General features: G+C 69.9%; 17 protein-coding genes and 1 pseudogene. 10 read left to right on the forward strand and 8 right to left on the reverse strand.

Features of this window, described 5'->3' with window-relative positions; translation table 11 throughout:
* Positions 1-43: 43 nt before the first annotated feature.
* Positions 44-2,911, reverse strand: a complete 2,868-nt coding sequence (locus ACIO3P_RS00595; RefSeq protein ID WP_401849631.1) for a glycoside hydrolase family 3 C-terminal domain-containing protein — start codon at positions 2,909-2,911, stop codon at positions 44-46.
* Between the two features lie 412 nt (positions 2,912-3,323).
* On the opposite strand from ACIO3P_RS00595, the gene ACIO3P_RS00600 reads away from it, so the two are divergent.
* From ACIO3P_RS00600 to ACIO3P_RS00625, 6 genes are all read left to right on the forward strand, one after another.
* Positions 3,324-5,003, forward strand: a complete 1,680-nt coding sequence (locus ACIO3P_RS00600) for an extracellular solute-binding protein (RefSeq protein ID WP_401849632.1) — start codon at positions 3,324-3,326, stop codon at positions 5,001-5,003.
* A gap of 24 nt (positions 5,004-5,027) precedes the next feature.
* Positions 5,028-6,125, forward strand: coding sequence for an ABC transporter permease (locus ACIO3P_RS00605; protein WP_401794896.1), 1,098 nt, complete (start codon positions 5,028-5,030; stop codon positions 6,123-6,125).
* Positions 6,122-7,114 carry a carbohydrate ABC transporter permease gene (locus tag ACIO3P_RS00610; RefSeq protein ID WP_401849634.1) on the forward strand — a complete coding sequence of 331 codons (993 nt, stop codon included), beginning with the start codon at positions 6,122-6,124 and terminating at the stop codon, positions 7,112-7,114. Before ACIO3P_RS00605 ends, ACIO3P_RS00610 begins: the two co-directional genes overlap by 4 nt.
* A gap of 104 nt (positions 7,115-7,218) precedes the next feature.
* Complete coding sequence (locus tag ACIO3P_RS00615) at positions 7,219-9,450, forward strand: 1,4-beta-glucanase (protein WP_401849636.1); 2,232 nt, start codon at positions 7,219-7,221, stop codon at positions 9,448-9,450.
* Positions 9,450-11,423, forward strand: coding sequence for a beta-galactosidase (locus tag ACIO3P_RS00620; protein WP_401849638.1), 1,974 nt, complete (start codon positions 9,450-9,452; stop codon positions 11,421-11,423). Before ACIO3P_RS00615 ends, ACIO3P_RS00620 begins: the two co-directional genes overlap by 1 nt.
* A gap of 157 nt (positions 11,424-11,580) precedes the next feature.
* Complete coding sequence (locus ACIO3P_RS00625; RefSeq protein WP_329823949.1) at positions 11,581-12,288, forward strand: GH12 family glycosyl hydrolase domain-containing protein; 708 nt, start codon at positions 11,581-11,583, stop codon at positions 12,286-12,288.
* Positions 12,289-12,301: 13 nt separating this feature from the next.
* Here ACIO3P_RS00625 and ACIO3P_RS00630 read toward each other — a convergent pair whose 3' ends face one another.
* Positions 12,302-13,324: a LacI family DNA-binding transcriptional regulator gene (locus ACIO3P_RS00630; RefSeq protein WP_329823948.1), complete on the reverse strand. Its 1,023-nt coding sequence runs from the start codon at positions 13,322-13,324 to the stop codon at positions 12,302-12,304.
* A gap of 519 nt (positions 13,325-13,843) precedes the next feature.
* On the opposite strand from ACIO3P_RS00630, the gene ACIO3P_RS00635 reads away from it, so the two are divergent.
* Positions 13,844-14,143 carry a zinc-dependent metalloprotease gene (locus tag ACIO3P_RS00635; RefSeq protein WP_401849640.1) on the forward strand — a complete coding sequence of 100 codons (300 nt, stop codon included), beginning with the start codon at positions 13,844-13,846 and terminating at the stop codon, positions 14,141-14,143.
* 214 nt (positions 14,144-14,357) lie between these two features.
* Positions 14,358-14,864, forward strand: a complete 507-nt coding sequence (locus ACIO3P_RS00640; RefSeq protein ID WP_401849642.1) for an SMI1/KNR4 family protein — start codon at positions 14,358-14,360, stop codon at positions 14,862-14,864.
* Here ACIO3P_RS00640 and ACIO3P_RS00645 read toward each other — a convergent pair.
* A complete protein-coding gene (locus ACIO3P_RS00645; protein WP_401849643.1) occupies positions 14,843-15,607 on the reverse strand; it encodes a transposase family protein in 765 nt (254 codons plus the stop codon). The two genes, ACIO3P_RS00640 and ACIO3P_RS00645, sit on opposite strands and share 22 nt — an antisense overlap.
* Before the next feature lie 239 nt (positions 15,608-15,846).
* On the opposite strand from ACIO3P_RS00645, the pseudogene ACIO3P_RS00650 reads away from it, so the two are divergent.
* A pseudogene (locus ACIO3P_RS00650) lies at positions 15,847-16,422 on the forward strand (transposase); the annotation flags it as partial.
* Positions 16,423-17,052: 630 nt separating this feature from the next.
* Entirely contained in the window at positions 17,053-17,238 is a 186-nt protein-coding gene (locus ACIO3P_RS00655) for a hypothetical protein (RefSeq protein WP_401849645.1), read from the forward strand.
* 264 nt (positions 17,239-17,502) lie between these two features.
* On the opposite strand, the gene ACIO3P_RS00660 is transcribed toward ACIO3P_RS00655, so the two are convergent.
* From ACIO3P_RS00660 to ACIO3P_RS00680, 5 genes are all read right to left on the reverse strand, one after another.
* Entirely contained in the window at positions 17,503-18,003 is a 501-nt protein-coding gene (locus tag ACIO3P_RS00660; protein ID WP_401849647.1) for a DUF6624 domain-containing protein, read from the reverse strand.
* A 67-nt stretch (positions 18,004-18,070) separates the two neighbouring features.
* Positions 18,071-19,174 carry a hypothetical protein gene (locus ACIO3P_RS00665; RefSeq protein WP_401849649.1) on the reverse strand — a complete coding sequence of 368 codons (1,104 nt, stop codon included), beginning with the start codon at positions 19,172-19,174 and terminating at the stop codon, positions 18,071-18,073.
* A gap of 9 nt (positions 19,175-19,183) precedes the next feature.
* Positions 19,184-20,284, reverse strand: coding sequence for a hypothetical protein (locus tag ACIO3P_RS00670; protein ID WP_401849652.1), 1,101 nt, complete (start codon positions 20,282-20,284; stop codon positions 19,184-19,186).
* Positions 20,281-24,078, reverse strand: coding sequence for a hypothetical protein (locus ACIO3P_RS00675; protein WP_401849653.1), 3,798 nt, complete (start codon positions 24,076-24,078; stop codon positions 20,281-20,283). The genes ACIO3P_RS00670 and ACIO3P_RS00675 overlap by 4 nt, the downstream gene beginning before the upstream one ends.
* Positions 24,079-24,164: 86 nt before the next feature.
* Entirely contained in the window at positions 24,165-26,615 is a 2,451-nt protein-coding gene (locus tag ACIO3P_RS00680; protein WP_401849655.1) for a hypothetical protein, read from the reverse strand.
* Position 26,616: the final 1 nt, after the last annotated feature.

A 26,616-nucleotide genomic window follows, 5' to 3' on the forward strand; every position in this document is an offset into this window, starting at 1 on the left:
TACCTGGCCGTGGTGTGGCCCCTCGCCCCGCGTCCGGACCGGCTCAGTCGCCGAAGCCGATACGGGCCAGACGCACCGGGCCGTTGAGGGTGACGCGCAGCCCGGCCACGCCGGTGAGCGGCGCTTCCGCGCGGAGCGTCGTGTAGTCGTACGGGCCTCCCCCCGTCGGCGGGACGTCGAAGAACGCGACGGCCCCGGCGTCGGCGAGGGAGATCTCCACCGAGCCCTCGCCCGCCACCTCGACGGAGACGGCCGCCACCCCGTCCCCGAAGTCGCAGTGGCTGAAGAGCAGTTCGCCCGAGCCGTGCAGCGGGGTCACCGCGTCGCCGGAGATCTTCGTACGGTCGACGATCGCGGTGCCGGTCTGCTCGTCGTAGTCGGCGGCGGACAGGCCGTTCTTCACCACGGGGCGCGGGCGCGGTGACTCGCCCTCGACGGCGACCGGGACCGAGCAGCGGACGTCCGCGCTGGAGGCGGCGGCCTCGAAGACATACGTCCCCGCCGGTACGGTCCACGCCCCGTGCGCCACGTCGTAGTGGCCGAGGTCGGCCGTGGGGACGGTCAGCCCGACCGTACGGGAGGCCCCGGCGTCGAGCCGGACCCGGGCGTGGCCGATGAGCCGCCGGTGCGGGCTGTGCGGACGGGGCGCGGCCTCGCGTACGTAGAGCTGCACGACCTCGTCGGAGGCGCGGGGGCCCGTGTTGGTGACCGTGACCCGGGCGCGGACGGTGGCGCCGAGGGCGCCGGGCGGGTCCACCACCAGGTCGTCGTAGTCGAAGGACGTGTACGACAGGCCGTGACCGAAGGCGTAGAGCGGTGCGCCGTCGAAGTAGAGATAGGTCTGACGGCCGCCGATGATGTCGTAGTCGAGCAGACCGGGCAGGTCGGTGTCGGCCGCGTACCAGGTCTGCGGCAGCCGGCCCGCCGGGGAGACGTCGCCGGCCAGGACCCGGGCGAGCGCGGTGCCCGCGGCCTGTCCGCCGTGCGCCGTCCACAGCAGCGCCGGGAGCGCGGTGTGCGCGTCGGCCACGGCGTAGGGGTAGGCCGAGGTCAGCGCGAGGACGGTACGCGGATTGGCGGCGTGGGCGGCGCGCCACAGCCGGTCCTGCTGGTCGGGCAGGGCGAGGGTGTCGCGGTCCTCGGTCTCGCGGCCGTTGATGTGCGGGTCGTTGCCCGCCACGACGACGACCACGTCCGCGTCGGCCGCGGCGCGGGCCACCGCCTCCTCCCCGCGCTCGGTGATCACGATCTCGAAACGCTCGCCCCGGTCGGCAACCTTCAGACCGTCGGCGGCGACAGAGACATATCGGCCGGTTCCCAGGTGGAGGAGGAGGTGTCCGCCCCGATGCTCTTCGATCCTGAAGGTCTCCTGGACGACCCAGCCGCCCGGCTGGTCGGCGGAGGCCCGTACGTATCCGTCCTCGGCGACCGACAGGTAGCGGCCGTCGGCCGCGCGCAGGGTGAGGATCCCGCCGCCCCAGTCGATCAGGGCGAGTTCGGCCGCGTCCGCGTCGCGCTCCGTGCGGGTCAGCGGCGGCAGGTCGGTGCGGCCGGCGAGCAGCGCCGGGTCGAGGGCGCCCTGCGCGCCGCGCGCCGTGGTGTACGCGGCCTCCGGTGTGCCGGGGCCCGGCACCGCGACCCATCCGCCGGACTCCGCGGCCCGCAGCCGGACCCGGTCGGCGCCCTCGGCGAAGGTGACCCGGTCCGCGCCGAAGCGCTCACGCATCCCGTCGAGCGGGGTGGAGCGGTGGATCAGGGTGCCGCTGTACCAGTCGAGTTTGCACTCGTCGGCGAGGAGTCCGACCACGGCGATCCGCCGGCCCGCCGCGAGGGGCAGCAGGCCGTCGTTCTTGAGCAGGACGACGGCCTGTTCGGCGGCCTCCTGGGCGAGGGCCCGGTGTTGCGGTGTGTCCCAGCCGTCCTCGGGTGTGATGTCCGCGTACGGGTCGAGGCCCGGGTCGAACTCGCCGAGCGCGAAGCGGACGGTCAACTGGCGCCGTACCGCGGTGTCGATGTCGTTCTCGTCGATCAGCCCCCGCTCCAGGGCGCCCCGGATCCGGGCGGTCATCACGGAGGCGTCGGTGCCGTGGTCGGTGAAGCTGTCGACGCCCGCGCGCAGCGAGGCGGCGGTGGCCTCCTCGTGGGTGGCGTAGTACGCCTCGGAGTCGACGAGGTTGCTGGGGGCGCCGGCGTCGGAGCAGACGAGGAGTTCCTGGTCGGTCCAGGTGCGCAGGTGTGCGCGCAGATGGGGCGAGACGTGGTTGGGGCGTCCGTTGACCAGGTTGTAGGCGGGCATGACACCGGCGACGGCGCCCGCCTCGACGGCCGCGCGGAAGGCCCGCAGGTCGTACTCGTGGAGCACGCGCGGCCGTACGGAGGAGGAGGTGGTGTCGCGGGCGGTCTCGTTGTTGTGGGCGAGCCAGTGCTTGAGCACCGGCGCCGTACGCCAGAAGTCCGGGTGGTCGCCGCGCAGGCCCCGGGTGTAGGCGACGGCCACGGCGGAGGTCAGCTTCGGGTCCTCCGCGTACCCCTCCTCGTTCCTGCCCCACCAGGGGTGGCGCAGGAGGTTGACCGTGGGGGCCCAGACGTTGAGGCCGACCCGGTCGTCGCGGGTGCGCATGGCCCGTACCTCGGTGGAGACGGCCTCGCCGATCCGGCGCACGAGGTCCTCGTTCCAGGTGGCGCCGAGCCCGACGGCCTGGGGGAAGACGGTCGCCGGCCCCATCCAGGCCACCCCGTGCAGCGCCTCCTGTCCGGTACGGAAGGCCGCGACGCCCAGGCGTTCCACCGCGGGCGCGTACTGGTGCAGCAGGGCGGTCTTCTCGTCGGGGCCGAGCCTGCCGAGGAGGTCGTCGACGCGTGCGGCGCGGGGCAACTGCGGGTCGCGGAAGGGCGGCTGGTCTGGCGTCACGGGCGTGTCCCCTTGGCGGTGTTCGAGGCTGGCTCTCGGGTTGACGTACTTTCGAAGCGCTTCGATGCTCCGAGTCCCGTCGTCGCATGTCAAGGCGTACCCCGACACCGGTCCGGCATCTCCGGGGAGCCACAACACGCTCTGTTCCTGCCCCTGTTGATAAGGCACGACGCGTCGTCAAGGAATCTTGGGATCGGCTCTTGTGCCCCTCGGGGCGTTGATTTAACCTCGCAGCAACATCGAAGCGCTTCGACAGTTTCGACAGTTCTTGGCCGGCCTCCGGGACGGCCCGGTCGTGCACCACCGCTTCGGATCGGCCGGATACACCGCTCACGCCCGTCCCACGTATGACATCGCAGCCGACCGGCGGCCCTCCGCCGGGTGTTCCGGCGCACCACGAAGGGTTGACGCAATGACGCCGAAGTCCTCCTCCGACCCCAGCCGGAGAAGCTTCCTCGCCTCCACGGCGGTCGCCGCCGCCGCGGTGGCCGGCGGGGCACCGCTGCTCACCGCCTGTGGCGGCGGGCAGAGCGGGAAGAAGGAGGGCACCACCTCCGGGAAGGACGCGCAGAAGATCCTTCCGACCTTCGTGGCGCAGAGTGTCGTCCCCCCGGACATCCCGTCCAAGAACGGGTCCTCGGCGGGGTTCACCCAGGTCATCCCGGCCGCCGGGCTGAAGGCTTCCCTTCCGGAGAAGCTCGGCAAGGGAAGCACCATCAAGATCATGTCCCCGTTCTGGGGCACGCCCCCGGCCGGTTCGAACGCCTACTACAAGGCGATGAACGAGGCGATCGGGGTCGAGACGGTCTGGCAGAACCAGGACGGCAACACCTACGACGAGAAGCTCGGCGCGGTGCTCGCCTCCAGCGACATCCCCGACATGGTGATCCTGCCCGGATGGAATCTGACCGGCAAGATCCCCGGCGCCGTCAACGCCAAGTTCGAGGATCTCGGACCCCATCTCTCGGGGGACAAGGTCAAGGACTTCCCCAACCTCGCGGCCGTCCCGACCGACGCGTGGCAGCGCTCGATCTTCGGCGGCGCGCTGCGCGGCATCCCGATGCCCGCCTCGTACGTCGTGAACATCGCCCCCTTCTACCGCAAGGACATCTTCGACAAGAAGGGCTACGAACTCCCCACGACGGCGGACGAGTTCCTCTCCTTCGCCAAGGACGTCACCAGCGCCAGATCGAAGGTCTGGGCCTGCGACGACCTGAAGTGGACCGCCTTCAGCGTGTTCGGCGTGCTGTCGGGCAGCGACAAGGCCCTGTGGTGGGACCTGGTCGACGGCAAGCTCGTCAACCGTATCGAGACGCCCGAATACCTCGAAGCGCTGGAGTGGATGAGGAAGCTGTACGCGGCCAATGTCGTCCACCCGGACGCCAAGGCGGTACAGGGCGACGCGGGCAACCGGTTCACCTCGGGCCAGGTGCTGATCTACAACCAGGACCTGTCGCACTGGTACGCCAAGACCGTCGAGCAGACCGGCAAGTCCAAGGCCGAGTTCGAGATGGGCGCGATGGACATCTTCGGCCACGACGGCGGGGATCCGCGGCTCTACGCCGTGCAGCCCGCGAGCATCTGGGCCTTCGTGAAGAAGGGCTCGTCGGAGAAGCTGATCAGGGACGTGCTGGCCATCTCCAACTTCACCGCCGCGCCGTACGGCACCAAGGAGCGGATGCTCACCGACTACGGCGTCGAGGGAACCCACTACACGGTGAAGGACGGGCTGCCGGTCAAGAACGACCAGGGCAACATCGACGTGGTCGGCGCCTTCGACTACACCGGTGACCCGGCCCCCTACATCGCCCATCCGGACCGCTCCGACATCGCCAAGGCGCAGGTGGAGTGGCAGCAGCGGATGGGGGCCTTCACCAAGAAGACCGCCTTCTACGGGCTGACCGTCACCGAGCCCAACCGCTGGACCAACCTCGCTGACAACTTCGAGCAGTTGGAGGACGACATCGTCCGCGGCCGGAAGAAGGTCGGTGACATGCAGCAGGCCGTCTCGGAGTGGAAGAGCCAGGGCGGCGAGAAGCTGCGCGACTGGTACAAGAAACTGCTCGACGAGTCCGGCTCGGCCGCGAACTGACGCACAGGACGCAAGGAGTTCACCGTGTCGCACAGCGCAGTGCCGGACGCGCCGCCCGCCGGGGACGGCGATCCGGCGGGGACGGCGGGGACGGCGGAAGCGGCGGACGTACCGCGGTCGCGGGCGAAGGCCCTGTCCCCGGACCCGGGCGGGAAGCCGGGCCGGGGGAAAGGGAAGGGAAAGGGGACGGGGCCGAGGCTGGGGTGGCGGATCCGGCTGCGCCGGGACCGGACGCTCATCCTGATGACCCTGCCGGCGCTGCTGCTGGTCCTGGTCTTCAACTACATACCGATCCTCGGCAATGTCGTCGCCTTCCAGGACTACGACCCGTATCTCAGCGACAACGGCTTCGTCGCCATGCTCCAGAGCCCCTGGGTCGGGTTCGAGCAGTTCCAGCGGATCTTCGCCGACTCCGCGTTCTGGGCGGCGGCGCAGAACACCCTGGTCCTGTTCTTCCTCCAGCTCGTGCTGTACTTCCCCGTCCCCATCGTGCTGGCGCTGCTCATCAACAGTGTGATCAGGCCCCGGGTGCGGGCGGTCGCGCAGGCGGTCATGTACCTGCCCCACTTCTTCTCCTGGGTGCTGGTCGTCACCGTCTTCCAGCAGATCTTCGGCGGCGCGGGGATCATCGCGCAGACCTTGCGGCAGCACGGCGTCGAGGGCTTCGACCTGATGACCGACCCGGGCATCTTCAAGTTCCTGGTGACCGCCGAGGGCGTCTGGAAGGACGCCGGGTGGGGCATCATCGTCTTCCTCGCGGCCCTCTCCTCCGTCAACCACGAGCTGTACGAGGCGGCGGCCATGGACGGCGCGGGCCGCTGGCGGCGGATGTGGCACGTCACCCTGCCCGCGCTGCGCCCGGTGATCGCCCTGCTGCTGGTGCTGCGGGTGGGCGACGCGCTGACCGTCGGCTTCGAGCAGATCCTGCTCCAGCGGGACGCGGTGGGGCGTGACGCGGCGGAGGTGCTGGACACCTTCGTGTGGTGGTCGGGCATCAGGAACCAGGACTTCAGCTACGCGGCGGCGGCCGGTCTGATCAAGGGCGTCATCGGGCTCGGGCTGGTCCTCACGGCCAACAAGGTCGCCCATCTCATGGGTGAGCAGGGGGTGTACAAGAAGTGAGTCTCACCGACACCGGTACGGACCCCGCCGCACGCGCCGCCGGGGGCTCCGGAGGCTCCGGTACGGGCGGCGGGGCACCGCGCCCGCCGGGCCGCTGGGCCGCACCGCCGCGCCCCGTCTGGGAGGAGGAGCCGACGAGGGCGGGCCTCGCGGGCAAGGGCATCGCGCTGACCGCCGCCTGCTTCGCGATCCTCTTCCCGCTGTGGATCGTGATCGTCACCAGCCTCTCCTCCCGGGACACCATCAACGAGGCCGGCGGGCTGGTGGCCATCCCCCAGGACATCACCTTCGTCGCCTACCAGGAACTGCTCGGCGGCGGCCAGGTGCAGCGCGCCGCCCTGGTCAGCCTCGGGGTGACCCTGGTGGGCACGCTGTTCAGCATGACGGTGTCCGTGCTGTGCGCGTACGGACTCGTCCGTACGAATTCGCTCGGGCACCGCTGGATCCTGATGACCCTGCTCGCCACCATGTTCTTCGGGGCCGGTCTGATCCCCACGTATCTGCTGGTGCAGGCGCTCGGGCTGACCGACACCTATCTGGCGCTGATCCTGCCGAGCGCGGTGAGTGTGTTCAACATCCTGGTGCTGCGCTCGTTCTTCATGAACATCTCTCCGGAGCTGATGGACAGCGCGCGCATCGACGGCGCGGGCGACCTGCGGATCCTCTGGCAGATCGTCATGCCGCTCTCGCGGGCGGTCATCGCGGTCATCGCGCTGTTCTACGCGGTCGGTTACTGGAGCGCCTGGTTCAACGCGTCGATCTACCTGACCGATCAGGACATGATGCCGCTGCAGAACGTGATGATCCAGCTCGTCCAGAAGCAGGAGCCGCCGACGGGACTCGGCCAGCAGATCAAGACCGGGCAGCTCTCGCCGCTCTCCGTGCAGATGGCGGTCATGGTGCTGGCGCTGCTCCCCGTCGCGGTCGCCTCGCCGTTCGTCCAGAAGCACTTCAGGAAGGGCATGCTCACCGGCGCCGTCAAGGGCTGACCCTGGCCCGGCCGCCTTCCGCCTCCTGTCTCCTGCCTCCTGTCCGCGCACCACCGGCACACCGCCCCGCTCGTCCACTCCCCCCACCGACGGAAGGTGACGTCATGTCCGAGCCGCACCAGGGACACAAGCGACGTACCGTGCTCGCCACCGCCTCCGGCGCCGCCGTGGCGCTCGCGCTGACCGGCGCGTCCGCCGCGACGGCCGCGCCCCGGCCGGGCAACACCACGGGCGCCGCGCGGGGCGAGGCCGCCGCGGTGGCCGCCGCGCAGGCGTACCGCTGGCGCACCGCGGCCATCGGCGGCACCGGGTTCGTCACCGGTGTGCTCTTCCATCCGGCGGTCAAGGGCCTCGCGTACGCCCGTACCGACATCGGCGGCGCCTACCGCTGGGACGACGCCACCGCGACCTGGACCCCGCTCACCGACCATCTCGGCTGGGACGACTACAACCTGCTCGGCGTCGAGGCGGTCGCCGTCGATCCCGCCCAGCCCGACCGGGTCTATCTCGCGCTCGGCGCCTACGCGCAGTCCTGGGCGGGCAACGGCGCCGTGCTGCGCTCCACGGACCGGGGGGCGACGTGGAGCCGCAGCGATCTCTCCGTGAAGCTCGGCGGCAACGAGGACGGACGCGGCACCGGTGAGCGGCTGCTCGTCTCGCCGCTGAACAGCGACACCCTCTACCTCGGGACCCGGCACGACGGGCTCCTCAGATCGACCGACCGGGGCGCCACCTGGTCCGCCGCCGCCTTCCCGCCCGCTCCGAACGCCTCGGGCCAGGGGATCACCCTGCTGGTGGCCGCCGGGCGGGTGGTGTACGCGGGGTGGGGCGACGGCGGCAGCGCCCTCTACCGTACGAGCGACGGGGTGACCTGGGAGGCCGTACCCGGACAGCCCTCCGGCGCGGCGGCGCAGGTGCCGGTCCGGGCGGCGTACGACGCGTCCACCCGCGCCCTGTACGTCACGTACGCCAACACACCGGGACCCAACAACCAGACCGACGGCTCGGTCCGCCGGCTCGACACCGCCACCGGTGTCTGGACGGATGTGACCCCGGTCAGGCCCACCGGGGGTGACGCCTTCGGCTACGGCGGTGTGACCGTCGACGCCCGGGTCGCCGGTACGGTCGTCGTCTCCACCAACAACCGCTGGGGGCCCGTCGACACCCTGTTCCGCTCCACCGACGGCGGGCGGAGCTGGACCTCGCTCAAGGACACCGCTGTCCTGGACGTACGGGAGACCCCGTACCTCAACTGGGGTGGTTCCGCGCCCAAGTTCGGCTGGTGGATCCAGGCCGTCGCGCTCGACCCGTTCGACTCCAAGCACCTCGTGTACGGGACCGGCGCGACCCTGTTCGCCACCCGCGACCTGGTGCGCTGGGCACCGCAGATCCGCGGTCTGGAGGAGTCCGCGGTGCGGCAGCTCGTCTCGCCGCCGACCGGGACCGCCCCGCTGCTGAGCGGCCTCGGGGACATCGGGGTGATGTACCACGACTCGCTGACCGCCTCCCCGTCCCGGGGCATGGCCGCGAACCCGGTCTTCGGCTCGGCCACCGGGCTGGCGCTGGCCACCCTGAAGCCCGCGTACGTGGTGCGGGCCGGCTGGGGCGACGCGGGCAACGGGGCCTACTCGAACGACGGCGGGCGGAGCTGGGCGCCGTTCGCGGCGCAGCCCGCGATCGCCTCGACCGCGCCGGGGCCGATCGCGGTGAGCGCCGACGGTGCCACGCTGCTGTGGTCGTTCGTCCACTGGGACGGTACGAAGCACCCCGGTTTCCGCTCCACGAACAACGGCGCGGCCTGGAGCGAGGTGACCACGTTCCCCAAGGGCGCGGTGCCGGTCGCGGACCCGGTGGATCCCCGGCGGTTCTACGTGTACGACACCGACGGCGGCGCGGTGTACCGGTCCACGGACGGCGGCGCGACCTTCGTGAAGGGCGCGTCGGGGCTGCCGTCGGGGGACGTCCAGTTCCGGATCGCGGCGGCGCCGGGCAGGACGGGCGACCTCTGGCTCTCCGCCAAGTGGAACGGCCTGTACCGGTCCACCGACGGCGGGACGTCCTTCACCAGGCTCACGAGCTGCTGGGGCTCGTACGCCCTCGGCTTCGGCAAGGCGGCCCCGGGGGCCTCGTACCCCGCCGTCTTCCAGACGGGCGCCACGGAGAACTTCGTCGGTGTGTACCGCTCCGACGACACCGGCGCCACCTGGATCCGGATCAACGACGACGCCCACCAGTGGGGGTGGACCGGGGAGACCATCACCGGCGACCCCCGTGTCCACGGCCGGGTCTATCTCGGCACCAACGGCCGTGGCATCCAGTACGGAGACCCCGCCTGATGCCTTCCCTGAACGACTCCACGCGTGGCCGGGTCCTGTTCGGCGGCGACTACAACCCCGAACAGTGGCCCGAGGAGACCTGGTTCGAGGACGCGCGCCTGATGAAGGAGGCCGGGGTCAACTCCGTGACGCTGGGCGTCTTCTCCTGGGCGAAGCTCGAACCGCGCCCGGGGGCACGGAACTTCGGCTGGCTGGACCGGCTGATGGACCTCATGGACAGCAACGGCGTCGGCGTGATCCTGGCCACCCCGACCGCCTCGCCGCCGCCGTGGATGGGCTCCCGTCACCCGGAGACCCTGCCGCGCGACGAGGACGGCAGGACCGTGTGGTGGGGCTCGCGGCAGCAGTTCTGCGCCAGCTCCTCCGTCTACCGCGAGTACGCCGCCGCCCTCACCGAGGACCTGGCACAGCGGTACGGCGGCCATCCGGCGCTGCACATGTGGCACATCAACAACGAGTACTGCACACACTGCTGGTGCGACGGGACGGCCCGGCACTTCCGTACCTGGCTCCGGGGCCGGTACGGCGCTCTGGACGCGCTCAACGAAGCCTGGGGCACGGCGTTCTGGAGCCAGGGGTACGACTCCTGGGAGGAGATCATCCCGCCCCGGCGCGCCCAGTACATGAAGAACCCCGGGCAGGCCCTGGACTTCCGGCGCTTCACCTCCGACGCGCTGCTGGAGTGCTACGTCGCCGAGCGTGACATCGTCGCGCGCCACACCCCGCACATCCCCGTCACGAGCAACTTCATGCCGTTCTGGATCGGCCAGGACGCCTGGAAGTGGGCGGAGCACGAGGATGTCGTCTCGGTCGACATCTATCCGGATCCCAAGGACCCCCTCGGCGGTCAACTGGGCGCGATGATCGGCGACATGACACGCTCCCAGGCGAAGGGCCCGTGGGCGGTGATGGAGCAGGCGGCGGGCCCGGTCAACTGGCGGGGCGTCAACCACCCCAAGCCGTACGGGCTGAACCGGCTCTGGTCGCTCCAGTCCGTGGCCCGCGGTGCCGACGCGATTCTCTACTTCCAGTGGCGCCAGTCACGGCAGGGCGCCGAGAAGTTCCACTCGGGGATGCTCAGCCACGCGGGCGAGAAGGGCCGCACCTTCCGGGAGATCAAGCGGATCGGCGCGGACCTCGCCCTGCTGGGACCGCAGGTGTCGGGCACCCGGGTGGCGGCGGAGATCGCCGTCCTGCACGACTGGGACTCCTGGTGGGCGGACCAGCAGGACGGCCGGCTCTCCACCCACCTCGACCACGCGGCGATCGTACGGGCCTGGCACCGCGCCCTGTGGGAGTCGAACCTGCCCACCGACTTCGCCCGGCCCGACCACGATCTGAGCGCGTACCGGCTGGTGGTCCTCCCGCATCTCTATCTGCTCGACGACACCGCGATCGAGAACCTGGTCGGCTATGTCGCGGGCGGTGGCACCCTGGTGTGCGGCTTCCTCACCGGGATCGCCGACGAGGACGACCGGGTGCGCGACGGCGCCATGGACGCGCGGCTGCGCGCGCTGTTCGGCATCGCCACACTCCACGAGTGGTGGCCACTCGACGCGGACGAGAGCGTGGAGTGTGACGGGTTCCGCGCGGGCCTCTGGTCGGAGGAGCTGGAGCTGTCCACGGGCGAGGCCGTCGCCTCGTACTGCGGCGGTGAGCTGGCCGGGCTGCCGGCCGTCGTCCGCCGGGGCAGGGCCTGGTACGTCTCGACGCTCCCCGAGCCCGCGGCCCTGCGCGCGCTGCTGGCACGGGTCGCCGAGGGCGCCGGGGTCTGCCCCACGCTGGAGGGGCTGCCCGAGGGGGTGGAGGCGGTGCGCCGCGGCGAGCTGCTCTTCCTGCTCAACCACGGCGAGAAGGCCGTCACGGTCCCGGTCGCCGGCCGCCGTCACGAGGTGCTCGGCGACCGGCCCGTGGACGGGGCGGTCGAGCTGGACCGCTTCGGCGTCGCCGTCCTGCGCGCGCTCCCCACGTAGGCCCCTCCCGTACGGCATCACCCCGCACCACACCGCCCCAGCCCACGACCTTCGCCGGCACCCCCACAGCCCTCCGTGCTCCACGGGCCTCACCGGCCGGCGAGGCCGCGGCTCCGACCCGGGGCCGCGGTACTCCCCCACCCATGGAAGGGACACCATGGCACCGCGTATCTGGAAACGACTGCTGCTCGCCCCGGTGGTCGCGTTCGCCGCGCTCGTCGGCTTCGCCGCCGCACCCGCGCAGGCGGCGATCTGGTCCTCGTCGGACCAGTGGGGCAACTACACCACGTCCGACAACTACATCCTCTACAACAACATCTGGGGTTCGGGCGCGGGCGCCCAGACCATCTGGGCCAACTCCTCGTCCAACTGGGGCGTGTGGGCCAACCACCCCAACACCGGCGGCATCAAGTCGTACCCCAACGCCAAGAAGGTCATCGGGAAACCGCTGAACTCGCTGTCCTCGCTGCGCAGCAGCTACAACGTCACCGTGCCGTCGTCGGGTGCCTACAACACCTCGTACGACATCTGGGACAGCAACTACGACTACGAGATCATGCTCTGGATGAACTACCGCGGCGCGGTGGGCCCGCTCGGCACCTCGCAGGGCTCGCTCACCCTCGGCGGCCACTCCTGGACCGTCTACAAGGGGTCCAACGGCTCCAACGAGGTGTTCTCGTTCCTGCGCACCTCGAACTCCACCTCCGGAACGGTCGACGTCCTGCCGATCCTCAAGTGGATCAAGGACACCAAGGGGTGGTGGGGCAATGTGACCGTCGGTGACGTCCAGTTCGGGTACGAGATCACCTCGTCCTCCGGCGGCCTGGACTTCACCACGAACAGCTTCTCGGTCAGCGGGAGCTGACGGTACGTCAGGATCAGAGCGGGTTCCCGGGTGCCGCCCGGGGACCCGCGCTCTCCCGTACGGTCAGCTCCGGCTTGATCAGTACGACCTCGTCCGTGCCGCGCCCCGCGAGCTTCGCCACGACCTGCTCGACCGCGCGCCGCCCCATCTCCTGCGCCGGGACGGCGACGGAGGTCAGCGGGACCGAGGCGTGGACGGCGACCTGGTCGGGGCAGATGGCGACCACCGAGACGTCCTCGGGCACCGCGCGGCGCTGCTGGCGCAGCAGGGCGAGCAGTGGGTCGGTGGCGGCCTCGTTCTGGACGATGAAGGCGGTGGTGCCGGGCCGCTCGTCGAAGATCCGGCCGACGGTGGCGGAGACCGCCGCGTAACTGCCCTCGCAGGGGCGGTGCAGCACCCGCAGGCCCAGCTCCCCGCTGCGCTCCCGCAGTCCGCTCAGGGTACGTTCGGCGAAGCCGGTGAGCCGTTCGTAGAAGCCCGGGGCCTCGCCGATGACCGCTATCTCCCGGTGCCCGAGCCCGGCGAGATGCTCAGCGCAGAGGGCGCCCGCGGCGGCGAAGTCCAGGTCGACACAGCTCAGTCCCGCGGTGTCGGCGGGCAGTCCGATCAGGACGGCGGGGCGGTGCGCCTCGCGCAGCGGCGGCAGCCGGTCGTCGTGCAGCTCCACGTCCATCAGGATCATCGCGTCGGCGAGGGCGCTGCCCTCGATGCGGCGCACCGCGGTCGGGCCCTCCTCGCCGGTGAGCAGGAGCACGTCGTACCCGAAGGTGCGGGCCGTGGTGGCGACGGCGAGGGCGATCTCCATCATCACCGGCACATACATGTCGGTGCGCAGCGGCATCATCAGGGCGATGATGTTGGACCGGCTGCTGGCCAGGGCGCGGGCCCCCGCGTTGGGGTGGTAGCCGAGCTGCTCGATGCTGCGCTCGACACGCTCCCGTGTGGTGGCGGAGATGGACCGCTTGCCGCTGAGGACGTAGCTCACCGTGCTGGCGGAGACTCCGGCATGCTGAGCTACATCGGCGAGGGTGACCATTCAGCTCTCCAAGGCGGGCCGTTGTGGGGGTGAAGCGCTTCGACAACACCGCCTTCGAGAGTAATTGGCAGGCCCATGAACTGTCCATAGTCCGATCGAAGCGCTTCGACGCACTGCCCGCCGAGGGCGTCACACATGGAGAAGCGGGCCCGGCCGGAAGGGGCCGGGCCCGCTCGGGGCCACGTGTACGCGGGGGATGACAGTGCGTCGGGGGGTCGTCCGTCCGGAGGCCCGACGCGCAGGCCGCGGCCCGGGACAGCATCGAGAAGTTTACGGGTATGGCCGAGTTGGCCTGGCCGATGGTCGCTGGACACACGGTTATGACCGACGACGGCAGCGCCGAGACGCACCTCGTTCCCGAGGCTCCGCATCACACAGGCGTCATGTCTGACAGCAAATATCTCTACCAGGTCGTCGCGCACGAGTTGGTACACCATCTGCAGACAGCGGCCAAGACATTCAACTGGGCCACAGCCATGCCCCAATTGAGGGGAACGGCAAACCACGCTGTGCAGCACCTTGCTGAAGCATGCCCGCTGGGCCGATCAACTGGTGACGCACCAACTTCTCGCCGCCCCCGTCAACTACGATCTGACGCCACGCTCCGACCTCTGCCAGCAGCGCGCCGAGCGCGACGTGATCAAGAAGACGCGAAGTGGGCCCAGCCCGTACGTGGTTGGAGCCCAATTCGTCACGGCCGTCATTGCCGAATTCGGACTCGACACATTCAACCGTGTCTGGCCGAATCCCGAATTGATCCCCCTGGCAAGCGAACTCGCAGACCCCGGTATCTGGCACAAGCGAGTCGCCTCCGCGTGAATCAGGAGGCGGCCGGTGGGCAGGGCGCTGGCAGGGCTTCGGCATAGTCGGTTGATGCCCGGTTGCTGACGTCTCGTCATGTTGGGTGGAGTCCGGTGCAGAGCAGGCACGGACGTCCGTGATCATGGAGTTTCTATGCTCTGTAACCTTGGACTGCCCGTACCTGCCGAAGCGACGCAGCCGTACAGGGCGTCCAGGCAGAGAGTAGTGGGGAATGAGTGTGGTGGAGAGCTGGCCCCGCGTGATGAGGGTGCTTCGGGAGCACGCCCCGGCCGATCATGCGGATCTGCCCGGGCCAGCCACGGAACAGATACTTGCGGCCACCGAGGAACGGATGGGCATCCAGCTTCATCAGGAACTGTGGGCGTGGCTGATGCAGAACAATCTTGATCTTCCTGAGGAAGATGTGGACGACGATGTGGCGTGTTGCGGTTTCGCCGGGTTTCCGGACGAGGGAAGTTTCTTTCCGGGCATCCGAGCGATGGAGAAGCTCTACGCGAACCACTTCACGCCCAGTGGCGTCAACCCTCCGGATCAGCCGGACAATCCGTTCTGGCGCAATGAGTGGATCCCGTTCCTGTCGGACCAGGACGGCTGGACAGGAAAGTTCATCGACGTGCGGGACGGCCGTATCGGCAGGTGGTTCGTGGGTGAGATCACGACCACGGGCGAGTACGCGTCACTGAGCCTTTTCCATCTTCACTCTGAGCTGGTCAGATGAAGGGTGAGGACGGCCTGGACGAGGCTGGTGATCCGGGTGGTTGAGCACCGCAGTTTGCGGAGGAGTCGCCAGGACTTGAGGGTGGCGACGGCCTGCTCGACGAGTGCCCGGATCTTCGCGTGAGACTGGTTCACTGCCTTCTGGCCTGCGGAGAGGGTCTCCCACCGTCCCCAGCACGGGATGCGGACCGTGCCGCCGGCACCCCGGTAACCCTTGTCGGCCCAGCACTTGATGCCGGCCTCGGCGAGGGCATCGACGATGCCGTGTTCGCGGGCCGCGCGGATGTCATGGACGGCGCCGGGCAGGGCCGGTGAGGCCCATAGCAGTCGGCCGAAGGGGTCTGCGATGACCTGCACGTTCATCCCGTGTTTCTTGTGTTTGCCGGAGTAGAACGGCCGGTCCGCGGCAATGCGGTCGATCAGCAGCAGCGTGCCGTCCAGGATCAGATACGCCTTCATCGACGCGGTCCGCACCATGTCGGCCAGGCTGGGGGCGAGGGCGGCCAGGAGTTGGACAGCCTCGGTGACATAGCGGTAGGCCGTCGTGGTTCCGACGCCGGACCCGGCTGCGAGCTGGGCGTACGTGTGCCCCACCCGCAGATGGGCGAGTGTCAGCAGGGCCTGGCGGCCGGCACTCAGGCGCCGCCAACGGGAACCGATCGCACGGCGATGCCGCCGCAACTGCTGCGTGAGGAAACGGAGGGCGGAGCTGGACACGTCGACGCCCGACGGGTAAACAAGCACGTGAAGCCTCTGGTGGAGACGGTTCTCTTGGTCGAAAACCCATCTACCAGGGGCTTCACCATGTTGTCAGCCCAACTGCCGCACTTCAGAGACAGGTTGGAAAGGGCTCACTGACTGACCGCTGATTAGGGGCATGACCACCGACTCTTCGCAGGTCGGGAGGCTCTTCGTAATGTGGATGTGGCGGATCGGTGCCGTGGACGAGGCCGGGCACAAGCACGACCGAAGGATGCACGTGAGCGCCGCGGATGGCCGAGCGCCTGGTCGAGGACATATTCACCGCGCTGGACGAGCAGACCGTGGTGGTTCCCGGCACCGAAGCGGCCGCCCTGATCGTCCCGAGCCTGGCCGGCTCGCTCGCCGCCGTCCTCGACCAGCGCAAGCTCCTGGCCGGGCGGATCGAGGAACTGCTGGAGGCCCACCCTCTTTCCCAGGTCCTGATCTCGATGCCGGGAGTCGGGATCAGGACCGGAGCCAGGATCCTCATCGAGGTCGGCGACGGCAGCAGCTTCCCCTCCGCCGCCCACCTCGCCGCCTACGCAGGACTCGCCCCGGCAACCCGCAATTCGGGCTCCTCCATCCGAGGCGAACAACCATCCCGAAGGGGAAACAAACAACTCAAACGGGCCTTCTTCCTCTCCGCGTTCGCAGCCCTGGGCGACCCGGCCTCCCGGGCCTACTACGACAAGAAGATCACCCAGGGCAAACACCACACCCAGGCCCTCCTCTGCCTCGCGAGACGACGAGCCGATGTCCTCTTCGCGATGCTCCGCGACGGCACCTTCTACAAACCCCAACCCGCCCGACCAGCTTGACCAAACCCATAGGCCACCCGCGGATCCGTCAGGCAGTGCACCTTGGCCACCAGGAGCGTGGTGGCCAAGGCTTCGCCCAGACCAGTCGAATCCGCCTCCAGGCCACCGATCCAACTCTCCGCGCTCTCCTTGAACGCGGTGAGTGCTACTTCCGCGTTCTCCGTGGGGAAGGGATGGCGCGGGACGACCGAAACCAAGGCTTTTCTCCTCAAGGAACTTGTAGCCGTTGAGCACAGCTCAGCGTACTCACCGGTGTTCTCGGCGGCCTGGGTCCGCCACGGAGCTCTCCTTCGCCGGGCCGTGCTCGCACCAGTGGCTCGAACTCCTGCGCTCTCTTGTCCTCGACGGATCAGACACCTGGGCGCACCCGACATTCGCCGATCTGGTCCTCGTCCACGGCCGCTGGTACGCCCCCGCACCGTGGACCAGCAGGCCGCGGCGGAGCGGTGATTGCTTTGCTGCCGCTCACGAGTGGGCCGACTGTGAGGGCTGGACCTACTGCGAGGGATATGCACTCTCGACCGACCCGCTGATCGGTGCCTTCGAGCACGCATGGTGCGTGACCGGCACGGGCCGGGTCGCCGACCCGTCCGTCCCTCACGACAAGATCCTTATCTACAGGGGGTTGCCTTGACGGACTCTTTCCGTCGTGCACAGGGGCGGAGCGCCGACCCGGTGATCGCCTTCCCCCGTAACCCGCTCACCGGACCGAACATCTCCCTGCTGCGCGACGGGCTTCCACCGACCGCACTCGCTGTCGAGGAGCGGAGCGCCCGGCACAGCGAGACGGAGGACCGTCCTCCGGGTGGTCGGTGATGGCCCGAGTCCACTGAGCCGCCAATCCGTCGCGGCAGACGGCAGCGTGGAGCGCAGCCGCTCGACCAGGTCGAGGGCCGCGGGGTTCCTGCTGGGTCGATATGGGGTGATCGGTACGTATCCCTGCGTACGGCAGTGCATCAGGGCGGCGGTGTTGGCGACGCCAGTCTCCGCCTTCGTGTGGGTCGCACCCCCTGAGCTTCGCGTCGGCTTCCACATGCCGGCCTGCGAAGACAGCTTCGGCGCCAGCCTCCATATGTTCCCTCAGTCCTTCAACCCGCGCATGCGTCGGTCGTACTCCGCAGAGGGTTCCAGACCCACCGCGGCGCGGCGTTCATCGAGCTGGTCGGGGTCGGTGACGGGCTGCAGGCGCAGGTTCGAGCCGTCTGCGTCGTCGGTGTACTGAGTTCCGTACACCTGGAGTTCGCCGGCCGCGACCAGAACCGGTCGGTGAGGTAGGCCAGGTGCCGTGGAAGCGCGGCGTCCCCCGCGGTGACTGCGGCCTTCAGGAGTTCGAGTGCCTGGCGTTGGAAGGCTCGAGATCAGCGTGCTGTGCCATTCACTAGTCAAGTCCCCTGTCGGACATGGTGTTGTCGCACGGGGACGTGCGGGCCGACGTACGAGCGGAGCGTGCCTGCTCGCGGTCAGCCTTCTACTCGTACGACCGCATCGAGCCGTCAGCCGGACTCGTATAGAGAGGGCGTCGGTCGCTGCGCGCGAGGGCGGTCGAAGAAGGCCTCTCGTGCCCCGGCCGTCGAGCAGCATGGTGGTGTGATCACGGCCCGATCACCGGCAGGCAGTGGTGGTTCCGGCGCGAGAAACACATGATGGGTCACAGGGGGTTGCCGATGCCGAAAGGCTGCCAGTTAAGGGTGAGGAGGTAGTTGTGGTCTTTTCCGGCGGTGTCGCGGCAGAGGGCGCTGAGGTGAACCGTGTATCCGCAGGGTACGGGCATCAGTAGGTCGCGTTCGTCGCGAGTGGTGAGCTGCATGGTGTGGTAGGTGGTGGAGCCGTGGTCGAGGGTTGCCGTGAGGGTGACGTCGCAGGTCTCGCCCTGGGCGGTGATGCTCAGCAGCCCGTCGGTGGCCGCGGGCAGGGTGGTATCCACGGGCTTGGTGCGCCACTGGCGGTCGTAGTCCGTTAGGTCGCCGCCTCCGTTGTAGGGCTGCTGGAGCAGGCGGGTGCTGCGGGCGGTGAGCCGCGTGGCCGCAAGGCCGGGGAAGCTGACGGTGACGAAAGTGGTCAGGGGGACGGCGAAGGGGTTTCCCTGACCCTTGGGCGGGGTGACGCTGGTCTGCAGGCGGAAGCTGGTGCTGTGCGTCAGTGGCGGCAGTTTGTCGCCGGTGGTGGTGTCCCCGGCGGGAATGGGCAGTTTCCGTGGGCCTTCGGGGGTGCTGTAGTCAAGGACGGAGGAGAGGGTGTAGCCCTTGGGCTTGGCGCTCCAGGTCAGGGAGGTGGTCTCGCCGGCGCGGATGGCGTAGCGCTGCGGCTGGAGTTCGCCGAGGTGGAAGCCCGGGGACGTCTTCGGCAGGGGCAGGGGCACTTGGTATTCTTTGTCGGTTTTTTCCTTCAGGGTCAGGTTTGCGGTGCCCGGAACGGTGATGACCGGCACGACGATGTACCACTTGAGGGTGTGGCCGGCCTCGAGGGACAGCTGCTGTTTGTTCTTGGGCCGGATGCCGGCTTCGACGGTCTTGGCGGATGTCTTGGTGAAGCTGCGCCACGCGTTGCTGGGGGTTCGGACGGATACGTTGTCGTCCTTGGCGGTGGCCAGGAGGTCGGTGTCCGCGCTGCCGCAGGGCAGGACGGCTGAGATGCTCTGGATGTTGACTGTGCCTCCGCCTTGGGGGGCGGTGCAGGTGAAGGCGATGATTGCGTGTTGTTCGCCCAGCTCCACATAGGGCGTGACGTCGTAGGTCAGGCGCAGGTCGCTCACGTGTTCCCACTAATCCTTGGTGGGCTTGAGGGTGTTGTCCGCTGCTGTGCCCATCGGTACCCAGCACAGGCTGAGCGTGGCAGCCTGAGTGAGATCGACGATGTCGAGGACGGCCCCGCAGGGAACGGGGACTTGTGTGTTGGCCTCGTCGAGGTCGGTGGTCACTGTCAGCACGCGGTCCAGGGTCTCTCCCGTGGACAGGAGAACCGAGACGGTGGCGGTGGCACTGTTCTGATTCGTGGGCAGGCGCAGGCTGGCCAGGGCGATGCCGTCGGTGGGCGCGGGGCCGTAGCGGTCGCCGGCCTTGAGCTTGTCCAGGTTCTGGGGGGTACCGAAGAGGCTGACGCGGTTGTTCGCGGACAGGGTGCCGGCGCTGATGTCGCCGTCCTTGACCATGACCAGGGTCAGGCAGGTGGCGGTGGTGTGTTCCTCGCCGTTGATCCTCCCCTTCCATAGAAGCGCGAAGGCGGTGTCGGCAGTCAGTGGCGGGGTGGTCCAGGTGAAGAATTTGTCTTTGTGTTGCGGGTCGATCTTCTGCTCGGCCGGGGCGGAGGTGTTGTCGGCCTGCGTGAGGTAGAACGCCCCGTCAGTGCGGGGGAAGGACCACGACAGTGTGGTCTTGTTCTGCCGGTCGACTTGGACGTCCTTGGCTTCGTAGGCGGTGATCTGCGGCTTGTCGGTGCCGTCGAGGTAGAGGATGTGCTGCGAGGCGGCCTGGCGGGCGGTGCCGGCACCCGTGCCGCGGCCGGTGTCGGTGTGCATCGTGGTGATGGTGATAGGGATGGGGCCGGGGATGGGGCCGGGGATGATGCCGTCGAGGTCGAGGTGGGCCGCCGGGCCTGGTGCGGTGGGGGTGCGGCGGGCGGTGATGGTGCCGGGGGTGGCGGTGTTCAGTTCCCAGCCGGAGGTGGGGGTGGTCCAGGCGGTGGGCTGTAGGTGGGGGCCGGCAGGGTCGGTGGGCCAGGTCAGGCGCAGGCCGGAAGCGGGGGCGGCCTGGCTGAGTCGGATGTGCAGGCGCTGCGGTGCCGTCTCGCCGGGCTGGGGGGTGGTCCAGACGGCGGGGTGAAGGGTGACGCCGGATTCGGGTGGGGGTGGTGTGGTGGTGATCATGAGGTGGCGGGGTCCTTAGGGGTGTAGGTGAGGTGGCCGGTGCGGGCGTCGGGGGTGGTGGGGGTCAGGACGGGAGGGATGCCGCCGGTGGTCAGGGGGGTCTGCTGCCAGGTGTCGCCGGTGCGGGTGGCCAGATTCCAGGTGCCGGCGGGGCTGGGGGCGGGCAGGGTCAGGCGCGCGGTGCCGTTCGTGGTGGTGTGGGCCAGGGCCGGGCCGAAGGGGACTGCCAGGCACAGACGGCTGATGGCCTGCTCGACCAGGGTGCGGGGGAGTTGGAAGGCGGTGGTGGGCAGGATGTCGGTGTGGGCCTGGATGGCCTGGAAGGGGTCCATGAGTACCAGGGCGTGTCCGGCGCCGGGCGGGGCGTTCTTGGTGGGGTCGTCGGGGCGGGGGTGGGCCTGGGCCGAGTAGGTGGCGCCGTCGCCGATGGCCGGTACGTAGTCGGTACGCGGCCAGGGGTGGTCGGTGTCGTATTGGCGCGGGCGGTGGTCGGTGTGGAAGGCATGGCAGTCGGCGTCGGGGTAGTAACCGACCAGCCCGCAGCGCAGGTCGCCGGGGGTGCCCAGGCGGATGGGCCAGCGCCGGTCGGGGTGTGGGTCGCTGTCCTTGCCGTGGGTGCCATCGACTTCGATATGGGCGCGCAGGTGGACCAGGGCCAGCAGGCGCCCGGCGGCCAGGGCGGTGCCGACTGTGCGGCCGGGCGGCGGGTATGTGGAGGTCAGGGCCAGATCGACGACGTCGGCGAGGTCGGCGAAGCGCAGGGCTTTGTCGGTGGGCTGGCCCGTGGTACGAGTGGCGTCAGCGGCCAGGGTGTCGGGGGTTTTATCGAGCAGTGAGCGAACGAACGCTGCGAGCAATGGCCCGTGTTCGGTGAACTTTTCGGCGTGGACGTCGGCGGGGGTGTGGATGGTGGAGCCGGGCAGGGCCCGCCAGCTGACCGCCTGGCGGGCCGGGACGTTCGCCGGGCCGATCCGGCGCAGTGTGCCCAGGGCGTCGGCGTCGGAGCCGTAGAGGTCCAGCGTCATGCGGGCCGCGTCCGCGCTGTCGCGTACGACGACCCAGCCCACTACGGGCAGGTCCTGTGTCTGGCGTTCGTCGTCGTACTCTTTGTCGCCGCCGCCGGAGAGGTCCGCGTGTGCGGGGCGGGCGGTCAGTCGCAGCCGGGCGCCTTCGGCCAGCCGGGGCGGCAACTGGATGAACCGGTCGGCGTTCTGGGTCTCCACGGTGGTCTTCGGGTTCGGGCGTACGCTGGCCGCGCGGTAGACGTGGTAGGTCTGCGCGTCGTGCGCGTCGTCGACCGGGATGAGGCGGGTGGAGCGGCCGAAGGTGTCGATCAGGACGGTGTCGTTGAGCCAGAACTGGGTGGCGTGGATGCGCTGGCGGGTGTCCCAGCGCTCGGGGTCGGGCCATTGCATCTGCGGGTCGGTGAGCAGGCCCGCCGCGGCGGTGGGTAGGGGGGCGCGCAGGGCGGCGGTGGAGCGCCCTGACAGGGCGGCGTGCAGCCCGCCGAGAGTGGCCGACTGCAGGTCCCAGTGGGTGACCTCGTCCCGGAACCGCTCCAGGAGGTTGGGCAGGTTGCTGACGCCGGTGTCCTGGTAGGTGTCGCGGTAGGCGTCGGCGCGCCGTTGCAGCGTGAAGCGGGGTACCGGTGCGAGCAGGGAGCGGCCCAGCAGCGGGTGTCCGGGGGCTGCGTGTGCGGCCTTGACGGTGTCGGTTGCGGCATCCATCTGGCGGCGGAAGCCGTCGAAAACCCAGTACGGCGGCTGGTTGCTGCCGTCGCGGTCGTAGGGCAGCGGGTGGTAGGTCAGGCGCCACTCCAGCAGCAGCGGCGTCCACGGCTGGCACCAGGTGGTGGTGTAGGCGGGCAGGACGCGCTGAAGACTTGCACCCTTCTCGGCCGGTACGGTCAGCCGCAGTTGGGAGGAGCTGTCCGGTGCCTTGAGCGTGGTCAGGTCCGCGCCGGGGTCGGCCTGGATGTGGCAGGCGGCAGCGTGCAGCACGTACAGCTCGCGCGCCATGGCTTTGACTGCGGCCTGCAGAACGGCGGGCAGGGCATCGAGGACGGTGGCCAGGCCGGGCGGCCGGGGCAGCTTGTCGAAGGCGGGGGCTTCCAGCGCCACCGTTGTGTCTTTGTCGTGTGAGCTCAGGGCGGTGAGCAGCTGGCCCGGGGCGCGGGTGGGCAGATCGCTCTCGCGGCGCAGGGGCCGCTCGGGCGGACTGCCGGTGCCGCGCAGCACCACCGCCGGGTCCGACGCGTGATAGAAGGGTTCCAGGGGAACGGCCACGAGCGCCGTGTCGTGATAGGCCTTGCCGAACGCCGCCTTGGCGTCGTCGCGTGCGGTGGCGGCGGCCGCCGCCGCGGCGAGGGCCTTTGCCAGTTGCTCCTTGAGGTCGCCGGTCAGCGCGGAGGCCCCGTTCTTTCCGGTCCCGTCCTCATGGTCTTTACCGGCGGCCAGCCACCAGGCGTCCCACAGCCGGCAGCGCAGGATCTGCGCCCGGTACAAGGCGTCGTCCAGGTGCTTCTGTGCCTGGTTGAGGGCAGCCAGTTGCGCATCGCGGGTCGCATCGGGGGCCGGCTGGACGTTGGTAAGGTGCCAGCGGTGCCCGGCCGGGGTGGCGCGGAAGCGGTCACGATGGTGGGCCGCCTGGAACAGGAAGGGCTCGTCGGCGGGCTGGGCGGCGTGGTCGGCGAGCTCCAGGCGCCCGGTGTGAAAGGCCCGCAGCAGTTCGGCTTTGCGGGCCCGGGTGACCTTGGCGTCCTTGGGGTCGGCTGGGAGACTGTTTTCGATGAGGACGTCGGTGGCATCGGCCACGTCGTGGCCGACCGCGACCAGGACCTGCTGGCCGGTGCCGGCGGGCCGGGCGCCGTTTGGGGCGTCGGCGTGTTCGGCGTTGTTCCACGGCAGGGCCAGGACGGTGGCGTGGTACACGGTGCGGGCGGTGGCGGCCAGCCCGCCGGCGGGCGGCGTCCAGTTGCTCAGCCGCAGTGCCTCGGCCAGCCGTGCCACCGGGTCGGTTCCGGTGGTGGCCAGGGTGCCGTGGAAGGCCAGCAATGCCTGGACGTTGGCGGAATCCGTCAGGTCGTCGCCCGCGGCCGCGTGCCAGCCGGTGACCAGGTAGCTGAGGGTTCCGTTGGCCAAGGTGCCCGGCTCGTCGTTGCCGTCGGCGGTCAAGGGGTCGTGGAAAGAGAACACGTCACGGCAGTAGGGCTGGTAGGCGGCGAACGCGGCCAGGTTCGCAGGGCCCAGCACGGTCAGACGCGCCAGAGCCTGGTCTTCGGGCGGCGCGTCGACGGCGGCCGTGGCCAGGCTCGTGTGCCAGCCCAGGAACAGGTTGGGCCCGGCCGGGCTGGTGGCACCATGGGGGTGGTCGGGCCCGAGGTCGTCCGGACTGGTGTGGTCGCTGTGCAGTAGCCAGCCCGCCACGGCCGGCGGCTGGCCGGCTGCGGTCTGGTGGTGGCGCAGGACGAGCCAGCGGTTCGGTACGGCAGGGAAGGTGACGTCGGCCGCGGCGGGAGTGTGGCCGGCCGATGCGTCGCCGCCGAGGTCGACGCGGCCGCGGCCGAGGGCTTCGGGGATGTGCCAGTGCAGATGCACCCCCCGCTCCTGCTTTTCTTCCTCTTTGTCCTCCCCGCTGCTGTGGTCCAGGGGCCGGCCCTCGGGGTCGGTGAAGTCGAAGGGGTTGTAGAAATCCAGGCCGGAGCGGTAAAAGACCTGGCTCTTGAATAGTTCTGGGTTGATCAGCAGGGCGTCCATGCGCATCGGCACGGTCACAACGGTGGGGTCGTCACTCACCGAACTCTTGTCTCCTGAGGTCAGGCCGCCGCGGGGCACTGTGGGGCGCACAGCGCCACGAACACGGCGGCCGGGGAAAAGGCAGGTCAGGTTGCGGCGCGGAACTCGACGACTCCGCTTTTGTTGAGTATCTGCAGGGCGGCCGAGGCCGGGCCGAGGACATGCGAGGCGGGAACCCCGGCGTCCTTGTACGCCGCCTTCAGCCGCGCTGTCAGGCAGCCGTCACTGTCGTCATCGATGCGCAGCACTTCGGACGCCGAGCCGCCGGCGCTCTTGTCGGCCCGGGTGGTGATGCCGGTGGCCTGACAGTCGGTCAGGTGCCGGCCCGGTGCGACCTCCGGATGATCCTTCCCATGGGCGTCCTTCATGGGCACCGGGGCCCGCAGATCCATCACCCCCTCCGCGTCCAGCCCCAGGCTCAGGCCGTGCGGAGGCTCGCGCAGTTGCAGCCGGTCCGGCAGCGGGCCGGCGAACAGCACCAGCAGCACGTCGCTGAGCGGATGGATGGTGGACACGGGCACCGGTGTCTCGGTCCCGGCCTTCTTGCTGAACGCTTCAACGATCAGGTCCGGCCACTGGGCGATCAGCGGCGAGCGCACCAGGCAGCCCGTCTGCGGCTGTGCACCGAGCAGGACGGGATCGCTGTCGTCGCGCACCAGGTGGTGCAGCAGATCGGTGGTGTAGTGGTCCAGGGTAGTGACGGCACCGCAGCGCAGCGCGCCGGCGACCATCACATCCAGCCACAGCGCATCGAGATGGAAGAAGCGGATGCTGTGCTCGGGCAGCATGCCCTCGTGCGGGATGAGGAAGTGGAAAGGGATCTGGGCGATCAGTTTCGACCAGGCGGGCAGCGCCTGAGCGACCTTGTCGCCATAGAAGCGGACCGTGTGCGCCACGGCGTCACCGGCTGCCTGTACGGCCTGGCCGAGGAGCACCTCGCGCTCACTGGCCTTCCGCGCAGCGGGGCCGGAGTCCGTGGCCGGCGCGGCGCGGGGGGTGGTGAGGGCGTCGATCACCTCCTGGCAGGTCAGGCCCGGTGACCCCGTCGCACTGCCGGGCTCGGCAGCCGCAGGCGGCGCCGCTGCGCCGACCGCGGTGCCCAGGGATAGCGTCCCGGACTTTTCCACGGCGCCGCCGCTGAGCGCCTTCAGACCCTTGGTGATCTTCTGGGCGACGTCACCGGCCAGTGTCTGCTCCAGACGGCCGGGCATGCTCGGGGCGCCGTTCAGCCAGCCGAACGGCCCCGCCGTGCCGGTCCCCGCCGGGGCCAAGCTGGCGCGCACGGCGCGATGAGCGGCACCACGCGCCTGTTGCAGCGTCTGGCCCAGTTCCGGGTGGGCCAGGCCCAGCAGCTGCCCCGCCGTGAACGCGCCAGCGTAGCCGACGTCATACACGCCGTGTTTCTCCCACACCACCAGGGCCTGATCCGCACTGGTGAACGGCGCCTGCCCCGCCAGGGACGGGGACGGGTGGGGAATGAAGGGGCCGCGGTACCAGGCCGGGACGCGCTCACCCGTCGGTAGCTGCCATCCCACCGGCACCGCACCGGCCTCCAGCCGGCTGATGACGTGCTCGGCCTGCTTCGTGGGCCGCGTTCGATTCTTCTTCTTCCGCACCGTCCGCGGCAGGCGCAGCAGGCCGTCATCACGCCTGCTGTCGGCGGACAGCTTTTCGGCCAGACCCTGGAAGCCGGCCAGCCGGCCCTTGCCGGTCGCGGTGAAGGTCCACGACCACAACACGACCATCCGCACCGCCTTCGCCTGCGTGGGCAGCGCGGTGCTGCCGCCCAGGAACGCGTAGTCAGCCCAGCCTTCCAGGGACACCAGCACGGCGGTGCAGGCACCGGCGGCGCGCGGCAGCCGGCTGGAGGCCACCGCAGCGAAGTCACCCGGCTGCCACCCGGGCTGCTCCGCCTCCTCCTGCTTTGCCTTGTTCCCGGCGTCGTTGTCCCCGCCTTTGCCGCCCTTGGCATCCTCCGCGGCAATGTCCACGGTGCGTACGTGGGTCAGCCAGCGCAGCTCCCCGCGGTGCGGCATCAAGTCGGCGATCCGCTCGGCTTTGATGTCCACCGTCAGGCAGGGCGTGACCTGGTCCGCGTCGCTGAGCGTGCCCAGATCTGGCAGGGCCACCCCTGATGTGACGCCGGTGAGGTCTTTGCCGGTGCGAGGGGTCAGGACAGCGCCGCCGGGGCCGGGCAGGATGTCGTCCTCGCGGACCACCAGCAGCGACATCCACGGCACCTGCTCATCGTTCGCGTCCAGGGGGCGCGACCAGGGCAGAGCGGAACTGGCCAGCACAATGTGCGGCATGGTCAGATCCATCTCCCCGACCGAGCCCGGCACGGGCTGGGCGGTGATCACGTCCGTAGCGGCCAGGGCGAACCGCGGGACCCGCACCTGCAGCTCTGCCTCGTGCGTCAGCGCGTCCCCGCTCGCCCCGGTGGGCGCGGCCTGTCGGGCGGTGACGGTGTAGGTGCCGGCGGGCAGGGACGGGCCGTGCCGCTCGGCCAGGGTGACACGCAGCGTCCGAGTGCTCATC

Source organism: Streptomyces sp. NPDC087310 (assembly GCF_044744405.1).
Classification (GTDB): domain Bacteria; phylum Actinomycetota; class Actinomycetes; order Streptomycetales; family Streptomycetaceae; genus Streptomyces.

What these genes read in the sequence shown, in the direction of transcription:
- ACIO3P_RS00600 (WP_401849632.1), top strand. Translation starts at nt 3,324, where the DNA reads ATGACGCCGAAGTCCTCCTCCGACCCCAGCCGGAGAAGCTTCCTCGCC.
- ACIO3P_RS00615 (WP_401849636.1), top strand. Translation starts at nt 7,219, where the DNA reads ATGTCCGAGCCGCACCAGGGACACAAGCGACGTACCGTGCTCGCCACC.
- ACIO3P_RS00620 (WP_401849638.1), top strand. Translation starts at nt 9,450, where the DNA reads ATGCCTTCCCTGAACGACTCCACGCGTGGCCGGGTCCTGTTCGGCGGC.
- ACIO3P_RS00625 (WP_329823949.1), top strand. Translation starts at nt 11,581, where the DNA reads ATGGCACCGCGTATCTGGAAACGACTGCTGCTCGCCCCGGTGGTCGCG.
- ACIO3P_RS00630 (WP_329823948.1), bottom strand. Translation starts at nt 13,324, where the DNA reads ATGGTCACCCTCGCCGATGTAGCTCAGCATGCCGGAGTCTCCGCCAGC.
- ACIO3P_RS00640 (WP_401849642.1), top strand. Translation starts at nt 14,358, where the DNA reads ATGAGTGTGGTGGAGAGCTGGCCCCGCGTGATGAGGGTGCTTCGGGAG.
- ACIO3P_RS00660 (WP_401849647.1), bottom strand. Translation starts at nt 18,003, where the DNA reads ATGCTGCTCGACGGCCGGGGCACGAGAGGCCTTCTTCGACCGCCCTCG.
- ACIO3P_RS00670 (WP_401849652.1), bottom strand. Translation starts at nt 20,284, where the DNA reads ATGATCACCACCACACCACCCCCACCCGAATCCGGCGTCACCCTTCAC.
- ACIO3P_RS00680 (WP_401849655.1), bottom strand. Translation starts at nt 26,615, where the DNA reads ATGAGCACTCGGACGCTGCGTGTCACCCTGGCCGAGCGGCACGGCCCG.